General features: G+C 57.9%; 12 protein-coding genes and 1 pseudogene. 8 read left to right on the top strand and 5 right to left on the bottom strand.

Translation table 11 applies throughout. The annotated features are described in order from the left end of the window. Positions 1-202: 202 nt before the first annotated feature. Positions 203-1,153, top strand: coding sequence for a LacI family DNA-binding transcriptional regulator (locus tag ACWKXN_RS20060; protein WP_039260377.1), 951 nt, complete (start codon positions 203-205; stop codon positions 1,151-1,153). A gap of 45 nt (positions 1,154-1,198) precedes the next feature. On the opposite strand, the gene ACWKXN_RS20055 is transcribed toward ACWKXN_RS20060, so the two are convergent. The 5 genes from ACWKXN_RS20055 to ACWKXN_RS20035 all read right to left on the bottom strand — a co-directional run bounded on the left by ACWKXN_RS20055 (position 1,199) and on the right by ACWKXN_RS20035 (position 7,930). After that, positions 1,199-1,495, bottom strand: coding sequence for a YicS family protein (locus ACWKXN_RS20055; protein WP_023309843.1), 297 nt, complete (start codon positions 1,493-1,495; stop codon positions 1,199-1,201). A 121-nt stretch (positions 1,496-1,616) separates the two neighbouring features. Then, positions 1,617-2,981, bottom strand: a complete 1,365-nt coding sequence (locus ACWKXN_RS20050) for an efflux transporter outer membrane subunit (RefSeq protein ID WP_454544254.1) — start codon at positions 2,979-2,981, stop codon at positions 1,617-1,619. After that, on the bottom strand, positions 2,981-6,091 hold the full coding sequence (locus ACWKXN_RS20045) for an efflux RND transporter permease subunit (RefSeq protein WP_454544253.1): 3,111 nt from the start codon (positions 6,089-6,091) through the stop codon (positions 2,981-2,983). Before ACWKXN_RS20045 ends, ACWKXN_RS20050 begins: the two co-directional genes overlap by 1 nt. After that, entirely contained in the window at positions 6,091-7,212 is a 1,122-nt protein-coding gene (locus ACWKXN_RS20040; protein WP_454544252.1) for an efflux RND transporter periplasmic adaptor subunit, read from the bottom strand. The genes ACWKXN_RS20045 and ACWKXN_RS20040 overlap by 1 nt, the downstream gene beginning before the upstream one ends. 148 nt (positions 7,213-7,360) lie before the next feature. Beyond that, on the bottom strand, positions 7,361-7,930 hold the full coding sequence (locus tag ACWKXN_RS20035) for a TetR/AcrR family transcriptional regulator (RefSeq protein WP_033144322.1): 570 nt from the start codon (positions 7,928-7,930) through the stop codon (positions 7,361-7,363). A gap of 186 nt (positions 7,931-8,116) precedes the next feature. Here ACWKXN_RS20035 and ACWKXN_RS20030 point away from each other — a divergent pair, with 186 nt between their 5' ends. From ACWKXN_RS20030 to ACWKXN_RS20000, 7 genes and pseudogenes are all read left to right on the top strand, one after another. Beyond that, positions 8,117-8,536, top strand: a complete 420-nt coding sequence (locus ACWKXN_RS20030; protein WP_211438820.1) for a GNAT family N-acetyltransferase — start codon at positions 8,117-8,119, stop codon at positions 8,534-8,536. A 129-nt stretch (positions 8,537-8,665) separates the two neighbouring features. After that, complete coding sequence (locus tag ACWKXN_RS20025) at positions 8,666-8,926, top strand: antitoxin (RefSeq protein ID WP_039260382.1); 261 nt, start codon at positions 8,666-8,668, stop codon at positions 8,924-8,926. Positions 8,927-8,944: 18 nt separating this feature from the next. Further along, positions 8,945-9,133, top strand: a pseudogene (locus tag ACWKXN_RS20020) (VapC toxin family PIN domain ribonuclease); the annotation flags it as partial. A 140-nt stretch (positions 9,134-9,273) separates the two neighbouring features. Then, the gene (gene nlpA / locus ACWKXN_RS20015) at positions 9,274-10,074 is read left to right on the top strand and encodes a lipoprotein NlpA (RefSeq protein WP_211438821.1); all 801 of its coding nucleotides are present in this window, start codon (positions 9,274-9,276) and stop codon (positions 10,072-10,074) included. Positions 10,075-10,196: 122 nt separating this feature from the next. Next, entirely contained in the window at positions 10,197-10,976 is a 780-nt protein-coding gene (locus ACWKXN_RS20010) for an MBL fold metallo-hydrolase (RefSeq protein ID WP_096150926.1), read from the top strand. A gap of 26 nt (positions 10,977-11,002) precedes the next feature. After that, positions 11,003-11,956 carry a GlxA family transcriptional regulator gene (locus ACWKXN_RS20005; RefSeq protein ID WP_039260385.1) on the top strand — a complete coding sequence of 318 codons (954 nt, stop codon included), beginning with the start codon at positions 11,003-11,005 and terminating at the stop codon, positions 11,954-11,956. Between the two features lie 183 nt (positions 11,957-12,139). Further along, positions 12,140-12,585 (top strand): POTRA domain-containing protein (locus ACWKXN_RS20000; RefSeq protein WP_454544251.1); only part of this gene is annotated, 446 nt, incomplete at its 3' end.

Genomic DNA, 12,585 nt, shown 5'->3' with positions numbered 1-12,585 from the left:
ACAACCATCAAGATCCCTTACTTATGAGGCTAATTAACCGGATGTGGGTCACATAATTTGGCTGTTTTTACATCATTTTGAGTGGAAACGGAAAATCGGTTTCCATGGAAAACGGAAACGGATATACTCCGTTCTGGCTATAATGTGAGCCGAAGCGGTGATGGAATTTGCAGGCGCGAGGTAAGCCTGCCAGGGGAAAGAGATGTCGACAATCAATGATGTATCACGTCTTGCCGGGGTATCTAAAGCCACGGTATCGCGAGTGTTGAGTGGGTCGCGTGGCGTAAAGGAAGCCAGCCGTCAGGCCGTTCTGAAGGCCGTGGATGAGCTGAACTATCGTCCCAACGTGATTGCCCAGTCGCTGCTGAGCCAGTCGACGGGCTGTATCGGGGTGATTTGCGCGCAGGAAAATATTAACCAGACCACCGGTTATCTCTACGCGCTGGAAAAACAGCTCAGCCAGCATCAAAAACACCTCCTGCTGCGCTTCGCGCACAGCAAAGCGGAAGTGATGCACGCCCTTGAAGAACTCTCCTGCGGGCTCTGCGATGATATCCTGGTGATTGGCGCCCGTTTCCCGCTGGACGTGGAGATGGACAACGTCATTCTGGTGGACTGCATGGAGTCTGATAATTCCAACAGCATTCAGTTCGATCACGCCTTTGCCGCCGAAACCGCCTGTAACTACCTCACCAGCCAGGGGCGTCGCCAGATTGCGCTGATCCACCCCCACGGCAGCGGTTTTGCCGACCAGGTGCTGCTCGGCTACAAGCACGCGCTGGAGAAAAATTTCCTGCCTTTTAATCGCAACCTGGTCTTTATGGACGCGACTTCTTCATCCGTTGCGCTGCAGGAGCTGCTTAACAACGCCAGCACCCTGAATTTCAACGCGCTGCTGGTGGCGGACGAGCAGGAAGCCCAGCGGGTGATCCCGCAGCTGCAGGCGTTTAATAAATCGGTGCCGGACGACATTATGGTCTTCAGCCTTGCCGGATCGCTGCACCTGCCGGGCATTCCGGTGATCCCGGCGATTGAATATTCCATGGACGCGATGGCGGCGCGCATTGTGAGCTGGCTGACGGAGAAAACGCAGATGCTCGGGTCCTATGTTCTGCGCGGGGATCTCATCATTCCGGATATGCGGAAGCGTTAAACATGTTTTCCAGGCCGGGTAAGCGCAGCGCCACCCGGCGGGAATTCAATAATCCTCCATACAATCCACCTGACCAATCGCCCCCCAGTAGGCATCCAGGTTGTCGCGCTTCACGGCGGTGATGGCATTTTTAATCAGCAGCTGATTGGCCTCGGACGACAAAATCATCTCCTGCCAGGCTTTATCGCTCTGCTTTTTCTGTGGCGTACAGGTTTTCTTAATATCTTTAAGGACCTGCTGCTTTATTTGCGCCTCTTTCGCGGGGTCATCCTTTTCCTGAGCATGGACAAACGCGGCGAAGAGCAGACAAACCAGCAGGCAGACCAGGTGCGCAGCTTTCATCAACAACCCCCTTTAGAAGTCACATGCTTCCCATGAAATATATCGTTACATTCAGTGTAGCGACGCCAGCCGAAAGTATGAATTTTCTCTTCACCGCCTGTCATGAACTTCCCGGCAAGCGCTACTGAATACCGCCCCCCAGCGACTGCCACAGCGTGATGCGGTTTTCCAGGTCGGTTTGCTGCAGCGCGATCAGCGATTCCTGCGCCGACCACAGCGACCGCTGCGCGGTCAGTACCGTCAGATAATCCCCCGCGCCCGCCTTATAGCTGCGCGTTGCCACGTCCAGCGTTTTTTGCTCCGCCGCGACGTATTCGCGCTGGGCGTCGAGCTGTTCGCTCAGGGTTTCTCGTCGCGCCAGCGCGTCGGCCACGTCCTTAAACGCGCTCTGGATGGCTTTCTCATAGGTGGCGATCAGCCCCTTCTTCTCCGCTTCCGCGTAGCGCAGCTGCGCCAGGTTGTTTCCGCCGCTGAACAGCGGCAGGGTGATGGACGGCGCGAACGACCAGACCTTCATCCCGTGGCTGAACAGGGAGGAGAGCGAGTCGCTGCCGATGCCCGCGCTGGCGGTCAGTGAAATGGTCGGGAAGAAGTTGGCCCGCGCCGCGCCGATGTTGGCGTTGGCGCTCAGCAGATTATGCTCGGCCTCCTGAATGTCCGGGCGACGCAGCAGGGTGCTGGAGCTGACGCCCGCCGGGATCAGCGTGATGGCGTTGTCGCTCAGGCTCTCCAGCGTGCCGGGCAGTAGGTTGTCCGGCACCGTATCGCCCGCCAGCAGATTGAGGGCATTTTTGTCCTGCATCACCAAAGTCCGATAGCTCGCGACGCTGGCGCGCGCCTGCTGATACACCGCCATTGCCGAGCTGACGTCCGTGGCGGCCGCCACGCCAACGTCCTGCTGGCGCTTCACAATCTTCAGCGAGTTTGCCGCGCTCTCCATGGTGGATTTTGCCAGCGCCAGGTTGCTGTTATCCGCCGCCAGCGTCACCCAGGCCGTGGTCAGCTCGCTGACCATCGTCAGGCGCGTGTTCTGCGCGGTGAACTCGCTGGCAAGCCAGGTTTCACGCGCGGCGCGGGAGAGGCTCTGGTTGCGGCCAAACAGATCCAGCTCGAAGCTGGAGACCGCGCCGTTGGCTTCATCGCTTGTCGCGACGCCGCTTGCCAGCGTGCGGCTGCGGGTGTGGCTCAGCTCGGCATCCACCGTCGGGAACAGGGACGAGCGCGTTTCACCGTACTGGGCGCGGGCGGCGTCGATATCGGCAATCGCTTTTTGCACGTCGCGGTTGCTGTTCAGCGCCATCGTCACCACGCTTTTCAGCCGCGCATCGTTCATCACCTGCTGCCACTGGCTCACCACGGCGGTGGCTTCGCCGTGCGCGCCGGGCAAGGTTGCCGGGACGGGGGCGTCCGGGCGTTGATACGTTGGATCTAACGACACACAGCCCGCGCTCAGCAGGGCTAACGCTAAAATAGATACACGAAACATTATGACCTCCGGTTTGCGTGCTTACCGGAGAACAGACGTTTCACCAGTACAAAGAATAAGGGGACGAAGAAGATCGCCAGCAGCGTCGCGGCCAGCGTTCCGCCGATAATGCCGGTACCAATTGCCACGCGGCTGTTGGCGCCTGCACCGGTTGCCACGGCCAGCGGCGTAACCCCTGCGATAAACGCCAGCGAGGTCATGATGATCGGACGCAGACGCGTCTGGGCGGCACGCAGGGCGGCGCGCGTCAGAGAGTACCCTTCAGCGACTTTGGCTTCGGCAAACTCGACAATCAGGATGGCGTTCTTCGACGACAGGCCGATGGTGGTGAGCAGCGCCACCTGGAAATAGACGTCGTTGTTCAGGCCGCGCAGCGAGGCGGCGACGGCCGCGCCCAGCACGCCAAGCGGGATCACCAGGATGACCGAAATCGGCACCGACCAGCTCTCATACAGCGCCGCCAGGCACAGGAACACGACGAGGATGGAGAGGGCATACAGGCTCATCGCCTGACCGCTTGCCAGTTTTTCCTGCAACGACAAACCGCTCCACGCCCAGGTGCTGCCGGACGGCAGGCTGTTTGCCAGCTGCTCCATTTTGCCCATCGCCGTGCCGGAGCTGGCGCCGCTGGCGTTTTCGCCCTGTATCTCATACGCCGCCGAGCCGTTGTAGCGCACCAGGCTTTCCGGGCCGTACTCCCAGCGGGTGGTGGCGAAGGCGGAGAACGGCGTCATGGTGCTGTCGCTGCCGCGCACAAACCATTTGTTGAGATCCGACGGTACGGCGCGGGTGTCGCTGTCGCCCTGGATGTAGACCTTTTTCACGCGGCCGCGATCGATAAAATCGTTCACGTAGGTCCCGCCCCAGGCGCTGGAGAGGGTGTCGGTAACGTCGCTCAGGGACAGCCCCAGCGACACGGCCTTGTTGTTATCGATATCCACCTGAAGCTGCGGCATCTGCGGCAGATCGTTGGCGCGCACGGCGTGCAGCGAGCTGTCCTGATTGGCCTCGCCAATCAGCTGGTTACGCAGCTTCAGCAGCGCGTCGCGGTCGGTGCCGCCGCTTGCCATCAGCTCAAAGGTAAAGCCGTTGCTCTGGCCCAGGCCGTCCACCGCGGGCGGCGTCATGGCAAAGATCGTCGCATCGCGGATGGTGCTCAGCTCCTGCGTAGCGCGCAGGGCGATGGCCTGCGCGGTATTCTCATCGCCTTTACGTTCGGACCAGTTTTTCAGGGAGACAAACGCCATCCCGGCGTTCTGGCCGCTGCCGCTGAAGCTGAAGCCTTCAATGGTGAAGATCACGTTGGTGTTGGCTTTTTCTTTCGTGAGGAACCACTCGCGCACCTGGCGGCTGACTTCGGCGGTACGTACCGTCGTTGCACCCGCTGGCAGGGTGTACTGCACCATGATTTCGCCCTGATCTTCCGTTGGCAGGAAGCTGCCCGGCAGCTTAAGCATGGCGAAGCCCATCGCGCCGCAGAGCAGGGCATAGATGACCAGCATGCCGCCGGAACGGCGCAGAGCGTGCAGCACCTTGTTCTGATAGCCGCGCTCGGTCCTGCTGTAGAAGCGGTTAAACGCGCCGAAGAAGCCCTTTTTGTGCGGCGCCGTGTGGCTCAGAATCGAGCCGCAGAGCGCGGGCGTCAGGGTCAACGCCACCACCACGGAGAGGAACATTGCCGAAATGATGGTGACCGAGAACTGACGGTAAATCACCCCGGTGGAGCCGCCGAAGAAGGCCATCGGCAGGAATACGGCAGAAAGCACCAGCGCAATGGCAACCAGCGCGCCGGAGATTTCGCCCATCGATTTTTCGGTGGCTTCCCGCGCGGGCAGGCCTTCGTCGCGCATAATACGCTCGACGTTTTCCACCACCACGATCGCGTCATCCACCAGGAGCCCAATCGCCAGCACCATCGCAAACAGCGTCAGGGTGTTGATGGAGTAGCCGAACAGCGCCAGCACGCCGAAGGTGCCCAGCAGAACGACGGGCACCGCCAGCGCCGGGATCAGCGTCGCGCGGATGTTTTGCAGGAACAGGTACATCACCACCACCACGAGGATAATGGCTTCGAACAGGGTCTGAATCACGTCCTCAACGGAGATCTTGATGAACTCGGTGCTGTCTTTCGGGTAGGCCACGTCGTAGCCTTCCGGCATCGACTTTTTGAAGTCGGCAATCTTGTCTTTTACCGCCGTCGCGGTGTTGAGCGCGTTCGCGCCCGGTGAAAGCATGACCGCCATACCCGCCGCCGGGTGGCCGTTGAGCTTCGCGGTGGCGGTATAATCTTCGCTGCCCATCTCCACGCGGGCGACGTCGCTGATGCGCACCACCGCGCCGTTGGACTGGCTCTTCACGATAATATTTTTGAACTGATCGACCGTTTGCAGGCGCGACTGGGCGCGCACGGTGGCGGTCAGCTGCTGGGCGTTCGACGAGGGCAGCGCGCCGATTTTACCGGCGGAGACCTGCACGTTCTGCGCTTCAATCGCGCTCTGCACGTCGGACGGCATCAGCGAGTAGGACGCCAGCTTCGCCGGGTCAAGCCAGATGCGCATGGCGTATTCCGCCCCGAACACCTGCAGGCTGCCGACGCCCTCCACGCGCGCCAGCGGGTCCTGCATATTGCTCACCAGCCAGTCGGCGATATCCGAGCTGCTGGCGGAGTCGGTTTTGTCGTACACGCCCATGATCAGCAGGAAGTTGCTCTGCGATTTCTCGACGGTAATGCCGGACTGCTGCACCTCGGTCGGCAGGCGCGATTCCGCCTGCTGAACTTTGTTCTGCACCTGCACCTGGGCTGTGTCCGGGTCGGTTCCCTGCTCGAAGGTGACGGTAATGCTCACCGACCCGTCCGAGCTGCTGGTGGAGGTGAAGTAGAGCAGGTTATCCAGGCCGGTCAGCTGCTGCTCGATCACCTGCGTCACGCTGTTTTCCAGCGTCTGCGCGGAGGCACCGGTGTAGGTGGCGGAGATTTTGATCGACGGCGGGGCGACGTCCGGGTACTGCGCGACCGGCAGCGTGCGGATCGCCAGCATCCCGGCGAGCATGATAAGAATGGCGATAACCCAGGCAAAGACCGGGCGACGCACGAAGAAGCGGGAAAACATCAGGCTTTTCCTCCACTGGCTTTCATCTCTTCGGCCTTCACTTCCTGCCCGGGAGTCACTTTGTCGGTACCTTCCACAATCAGCCTGTCGCCCGCCTTCAGGCCGCTCAGCACCAGCCATTTGTCGCCGTAGGTGTCGCCCGTCTCCAGCTGACGCTGCTCGACCTTATTGCTGGCATTCACCACCAGCGCGGTGGCGGTGCCTTTGGCGTCGCGGGTGATGCCCTGTTGCGGCGCGAGGATCGCGTCGTTCATGATGCCTTCATCTACCCTGGCGCGAACGAACATCCCCGGCAGGAGCTGGTGCTGCGAATTCGGGAAGACGGCGCGCAGCGTGACCGAGCCGGTTGATTCATCCACCGCCACTTCGGTTAACGCCAGGCGGCCTTTCTCACCGTAGGTGCTGCCGTCTTCGAGGATTAAGGACACGCTTAGCGTATCGCTATTGGTGGCAAGGGTTTGCCTGCGTAAACGCAGCAGATCGGCGCTGGAACGGGTTAAGTCGACGTACATACTGTCCAGCCCGCGAACGGTGGCGAGCGCGGTATCCTGCTGGGCGGTCACCAGCGCGCCGGGCGTGACGGAGGAGATGCCGATGCGTCCGGCAATCGGCGCGGTAACGGTGGTCCAGTTGAGGTTAATGCGCGCGCTCTCCTGCGCGGCCTTCTTTGACTCGACGCTGGCCTTGTCCTGCGCGCAGGTGGACTTCGCGTCCTCTGCGTCCTGGCGCGACACGCCGTCGTCTTTCACCAGCTGCGCATAGCGCCGGGCCTTCTGGCAGTCGGCCGCTACCAGCGCCTGAGCCTGCTTCAGCGCCGCGGCGGCTTCATCAAACGCCGCGCGGTAGCTGGAAGGGTCAATTTGATACAGCGCCTGTCCGGCTTTCACGGTATCGCCTTCGGTGAACAGCCGCTTCTGGATAATGCCGCCCACCTGCGGGCGCACTTCGGCGCTCATGGCGGCGGTGGTGCGGCCGGTCAGCTCGCTGACGACAGACACCGGCTGGCTCAAGAGGGTGACAATCCCCACATCCGGAAGAGGACGCTGGGGAGCAGATGTTTGCGCATTATCGCACCCGGTCAGGAGAAATAATGCCGCGATGGAGGTTGTTATGTTTTTCATAATCTTTTTCCAGGGTGAACGACACCAGCCCCGTTAATGGCTTAACGGGGAGGAGGGCTATTTAAAGGCACAGCGATACCGCATCTCCGGCTGAGCCAGAAATGTAAAAAAGGGGAATTACTTATTCCCGCTAATTATTCATATGCGATTACTTCGCAGAGAAAAGCATATTTAAAATATCCTGATAAAGGGGTTCTAATTGTTCTGACGGGACTTTTAAGGGGGTTAATCGACGATAAATCGTTCCCTCAATCATCACGGCGGTAATCTCCACGCAGCAGCGAATATGCTCGTCGCTCAGGTGGGGAAACTGCTTTTTCAGGTGCGCGCAGGCGTTGGCGAACATGCGCGATTCAGCTTCGATCAGCATCGTCGCCACCTGCGGATTACGCGTGGCCTCAGCGGACATTTCCAGCATCAGCGCATCGTCATCTTCGTTGAGGGTCTGTCGCCAGGCGAGCGCCTGCGGCATCCCTTCCACCAGGGTTTTACCCTGCATCTCCTCAATGCGTGAGTCGATGATTCGGCGGATCATCTCTTCGATAATCGCGTCTTTGTTGCTGAAATAACGGTAAATTTGCCCGACGCTGAGCTTCGCTTCGCTGGCTATCTGCGACATGCTGGCGGCGTGAAATCCGCTGGCGCGAAAGCAGCGACGCGCGGCGGTGATGATTTCGTCCTGACGTTGTTTTTGTCGTTCTTCCAGTTTCGTACTCATCGTCGGCTACCGTGTAAAAGTGAGAATGATCGTTCTCAGTATACGTTTTGGGTGCGTATTGGAAAGGCATTTTTTATTTAGATATTGAGGGAATGTTTCCGTATTTAAAAAATGGAGGGAATGAGGAGTTTTTGTGGAGGTTAAGCTGTGAGATATTCAGATTGCATAGAAAATAAGGAGAGAAAAATGCACCTGAGCATAACAAATAATGTAACGCCCGCTGAAAAAGAAGAGTTATTTGTGGGGTTAAGAGCCTATAACGGGCAATTTTTGGATATGGCGACCTTTAGCGGCGACATTGGCGTTTACGTACGAGACGATAAAGGCGTCATGCTCGGCGGGCTAATTGGGGTGCGTAAAGGCGACTGGCTGAATATCGACTATCTCTGGGTCAGCGAGACCGTGCGCGGATCCGGCGTGGGCAGCCAGCTCATCAAAACGGCCGAAGAGGAAGCCAGATGCAAAGGCTGCAAGCACGCGCTGGTCGATACCGCCAGCTTCCAGGCGCGCCCGTTCTATGAAAAACAGGGGTACCAGCTGCAAATGTCTTTGCAGGATTATCCTTATCCGGGCATGCAGCGGCATTATCTGGCGAAAGCGCTTTAAATCCGTTTCTGTGATTAGGGATTCAGCTATTTATTGCGAGTCGCATTCCTAATTCGAAGCGTGTTGCTTGTCTTCTTTTCAGGCCCTGGCGCATGCTTTGGCCTGGTCAAGTAAACCATGGAGATGGCAATGGAACGCACAGCAAAACTCTTCAAAAAGGGGCGGAATCAGGCCGTAATGCTGCCTGCTGAATTCGCGTTTGATACGGAGAGCGTCTACATCCGGCGGGATGAGGAGGGGAATGTCGTTTTGACTGCGAGATCGGAGAAAGAGCGGCATCGAGATAACTTTTTACGTTTATTGAAGCAGACCCATGTTCCTGATTCATTCCTCAGCAAAGAGGAACGTAATCAGAGCTATACAACAAGAGATCCCTTTGAAGGACTCTAGAATATGCTGCATATGTTGGACAGTGACGCCACCGCAACGTACGGCGAACTCCGCGCAGCAATGGAGAAGAGAGGAAAAGTGATGGGCGATCTCGATCAACTGATCGCTGCGCATGCTATCAGTCGGAGAACAACGATTGTGACTAACGATCGTGCATTCAGAATGGTGCAGGAGCTTACCGTCGAGGACTGGACGACAACGTCGTGATCCCTTATGCCGGGTAAGCGCAGCGCCACCCGGCAAAACCCGCATATAACTTATCCTTCTTATTGATTCTTTTTCGGTTTTTATTTCACCGCCTCGTTGTCGATATAGTCACTACAACATTTAGCAAAAGGAACTGTCTTGTGAAACGTCGATTGGGTGCTCTGGTACTTGCTGGCCTGCTGCTGGCAGGGTGCGATCAAAGTGGCAGCGATGCCAAACACATTAAAGTGGGCGTCATCAACGGCGCTGAACAGGACGTGGCGGAAGTCGCCAAAAAGGTGGCAAAAGAGAAATATGGCCTGGACGTGGAGCTGGTCGGCTTCAGCGGCTCGCTGTTGCCCAACGATGCCACCAACCAGGGGGAACTGGATGCCAACGTCTTCCAGCATCGCCCGTTTCTCGCTGAGGATAACAAGGCGCATGGCTACAAGCTGGTGGCCGTGGCGAACACCTTTGTTTTTCCGATGGCCGGCTATTCCCGCAAAATCAAATCCGTCTCTGACCTGAAGGACGGGGCGACCATTGCCATTCCAAACGACCCGACCAACCTTGGCCGCGCGCTGTTGCTGCTGCAAAAGGAGAAGCTCATTACCCTGAAGCCGGACACCGGGCTGCTGCCGACGGCGCTGGATATTACCGCCAACCCTAAACAGCTGAAAATTATGGAGCTGGAAGGGGCACAGCTGCCGCGCGTGCTGGACGATCCGAAAGTGGATGTCGCCATCATCAGCACTACCTATATTCAGCAAACCGGGCTGTCGCCGGTGCATGACAGCGTCTTTATTGAAGACAAAAACTCGCCGTACGTGAACATCGTGGTAACGCGCGAAGACAACAAGGACGCGGAGAACGTGAAGACGTTTATCCAGTCGTATCAGTCGCCTGAAGTGGCAAAAGCGGCTGAGACGATCTTTAACGGCGGGGCGGTGCCGGGCTGGTAAACGATCTGACGGAAAACGGGTTGCTTAAATTGGCCCGATTCCATCGGTAATCGCCCTTTAACCCACTGCGGCAAGTGCGACGGCTGGCTATCCTCCTTATCACACCCACCGGAGGATAGCCCATGAACATTACCCACATTCGCAACGCCACCCAGCTGATTACCTACGCCGGAAAACGTCTTTTAATCGACCCGATGCTGGCCCCGAAGGGGGCTTATCCGGGCTTTCCCGGCACGGCGTATGCCGAACGTCGTAACCCGACGGTCGAACTCCCCGTTGACGTCAACACGCTGCTGGATACCGACGCGGTGATCGTCACCCATACTCATGACGATCACTGGGATCGCACCGCGGCGGAGCTGATCGCCAAAGACAAACCGATCTACGTGCAAAACGATCGTGACGCCGCGCTGCTGCGCAGCCAGGGATTCAGCAACCTGACGGTCATGACCGACGCGACCTTCTTCGGCGATATTCAGATTACGAAAACCCACGGCGGGCAGCACGGCACCGATCGCGCTTACGCCGTGCCCGAGCTGGCGGAGCGTCTGGGCGAGGCCTGCGGCGTGGTGCTGCGTCATCCCGATGAGAAGACGCTCTATCTTGCCGGGGATACCGTCTGGCGTGACGAGGTGGCGGCCGATCTGCAAAAGCACCAGCCGGACGTGGTGGTGCTGAACGCGGGCTATGCCCACGTTATTGGTTTTGGGCCCATTATTATGGGGCAGGAGGACGTGCTCAACGTTCATTTCCTGCTGCCGCAGGCCAGCATTGTGGCGATCCATATGGAGGCGATTAACCACTGCCTGTTGACCCGCAGCGCGCTGCGTGAGTACGTTGAAGCCAATCAGGTGAGTGACGCAGTGAGCATTCCCCAGGATGGCGAAACCGTTATATTCTGAGTGCGTTAAAGGGAAAGGAGGAACTGATGTCGCTAATCAACGTCGCGATTGTCGCGGTAGACGGGTTCAGCCCGTTCCACTACTCCGTTCCCTGCATTCTGTTTGGCGATTCGGTCTCCGGCGAAAAGCGCTTTAACGTGACGATCTGCGCCGAAACGCCGGGGTTTCTCACCTCAAAAGACGGATTTGCCCTCAACGCCACGCAGGATTTTACCGCCATTGGTCAGGCCGATATTGTCGTCGTTCCCTACTGGCAGCACGTTCTTGAACGCCCGCCCCAGACGCTGCTCGACAGCCTGGTGCGGGCGAGAGACAACGGCGCGGAAATCGTCGGGCTGTGTCTGGGGTCGTTTGTGCTGGCCTGGGCGGGGCTCCTCGACGGCAAACGTGCGGCCACCCACTGGGAGTTCGAGCATCAGTTCCAGTCCCTTTTCCCGCACGTTCAGCTGGATATCAATGCGCTCTACGTGGATGACGGCAATATCATCACCTCCGCCGGAACCGCGGCGGCGCTGGACTGCTGCCTGTATATCATTCGTCAGCGCTTTGGCAGCGTGGTCGCCAACCAGATTGCCCGTCGGATGATTGTTCCGCCCCACCGCGAGGGCGGTCAGGCGCAGTTCATCGCCCAGCCGGTACCCAAAGATACCCGCGACGGACGCATTAACTGCCTGATCGATTATCTTCAGCAGCACATTACCGAACCGCATAGCCTGGACTCACTGGCGGAGGTGGTTTCGATGAGCCGCCGCACCCTGACCCGTCATTTTATTCAAGCCACGGGGATGAGCGTCGCCGACTGGCTTACCGCCGAACGCCTGCGGCGCAGCCAGCTCCTGCTTGAAGCCGGAAATATGCCGATTGAGCGCGTGGCCGAACTGGTGGGATTTAATTCCGCCGTCACCTGGCGGCAGCAGTTTAAGGCGCGTTTTGGGGTGAGCCCTGCGGAATGGAGAAAAACGTTCCGTCTTCACAGCTAGTGTATTACGGCTAACTCAAGATTTAAGGGTTAGTTAAATCACTTCTTATTTTTTCTTAATCCACCTCTCATTTTTCTGAAAAAATATTTTATTTGCTTCGCCCTAACGCAAATTAGATATACTCGCATTAAGAATGCTCTTATATTTCGAAAATATTAATTGCGAATAAATTTTGTGGCATGGATGAATAGCAATAAAATAGAAAGAAGAATAATTTCATTAGCAAATTATATTATTTTTATCTTATCGGGTGCGCTTTTTTCAGCAAGCGTTAACGCTGCACCCTTGTCGCCAGCCGATCGCGATACTATTCAGCAGCAACAGCAGCAGCTTTTATTACAGAACCAGCAACAGCGTGAAGAGCTGGAGCGGAGTATTCCTCGTCCCGCGCCTGACAGGCCTCTGCCTGCAGCCGGCGCCGGGCCCTGCTTCACCATTGATACCATTACCCTTTCCGGCACGACCCTCATTTCCCCGAAAACGCAGCAGGCCCTTGTCGCGCCGTGGCAGGGCCGGTGTCTGGATATGGCGAAAATAACGGAGCTTCTCGCCCGTATTTCTGACTGGTATATCAGCCGGGGATATATCACCAGCCGCGCCTTTCTTACCGAGCAGGATCTCTCCGGCGG

This window comes from Enterobacter sp. UPMP2060, from assembly GCF_053709655.1.
Note: the sequence above shows the minus strand (reverse complement) of the source record. Positions and strands in the feature narration are given on the sequence as shown.

Coding starts and splice junctions, on each gene's coding strand:
- ACWKXN_RS20030 (WP_211438820.1), top strand. CDS start 8,117: ATGCACCTGAGCATAACAAATAATGTAACGCCCGCTGAAAAAGAAGAG.
- ACWKXN_RS20045 (WP_454544253.1), bottom strand. CDS start 6,091: ATGTTTTCCCGCTTCTTCGTGCGTCGCCCGGTCTTTGCCTGGGTTATC.
- ACWKXN_RS20060 (WP_039260377.1), top strand. CDS start 203: ATGTCGACAATCAATGATGTATCACGTCTTGCCGGGGTATCTAAAGCC.
- ACWKXN_RS20040 (WP_454544252.1), bottom strand. CDS start 7,212: ATGAAAAACATAACAACCTCCATCGCGGCATTATTTCTCCTGACCGGG.
- ACWKXN_RS20050 (WP_454544254.1), bottom strand. CDS start 2,981: ATGTTTCGTGTATCTATTTTAGCGTTAGCCCTGCTGAGCGCGGGCTGT.
- ACWKXN_RS20035 (WP_033144322.1), bottom strand. CDS start 7,930: ATGAGTACGAAACTGGAAGAACGACAAAAACAACGTCAGGACGAAATC.
- ACWKXN_RS20055 (WP_023309843.1), bottom strand. CDS start 1,495: ATGAAAGCTGCGCACCTGGTCTGCCTGCTGGTTTGTCTGCTCTTCGCC.
- ACWKXN_RS20005 (WP_039260385.1), top strand. CDS start 11,003: ATGTCGCTAATCAACGTCGCGATTGTCGCGGTAGACGGGTTCAGCCCG.
- ACWKXN_RS20025 (WP_039260382.1), top strand. CDS start 8,666: ATGGAACGCACAGCAAAACTCTTCAAAAAGGGGCGGAATCAGGCCGTA.
- ACWKXN_RS20010 (WP_096150926.1), top strand. CDS start 10,197: ATGAACATTACCCACATTCGCAACGCCACCCAGCTGATTACCTACGCC.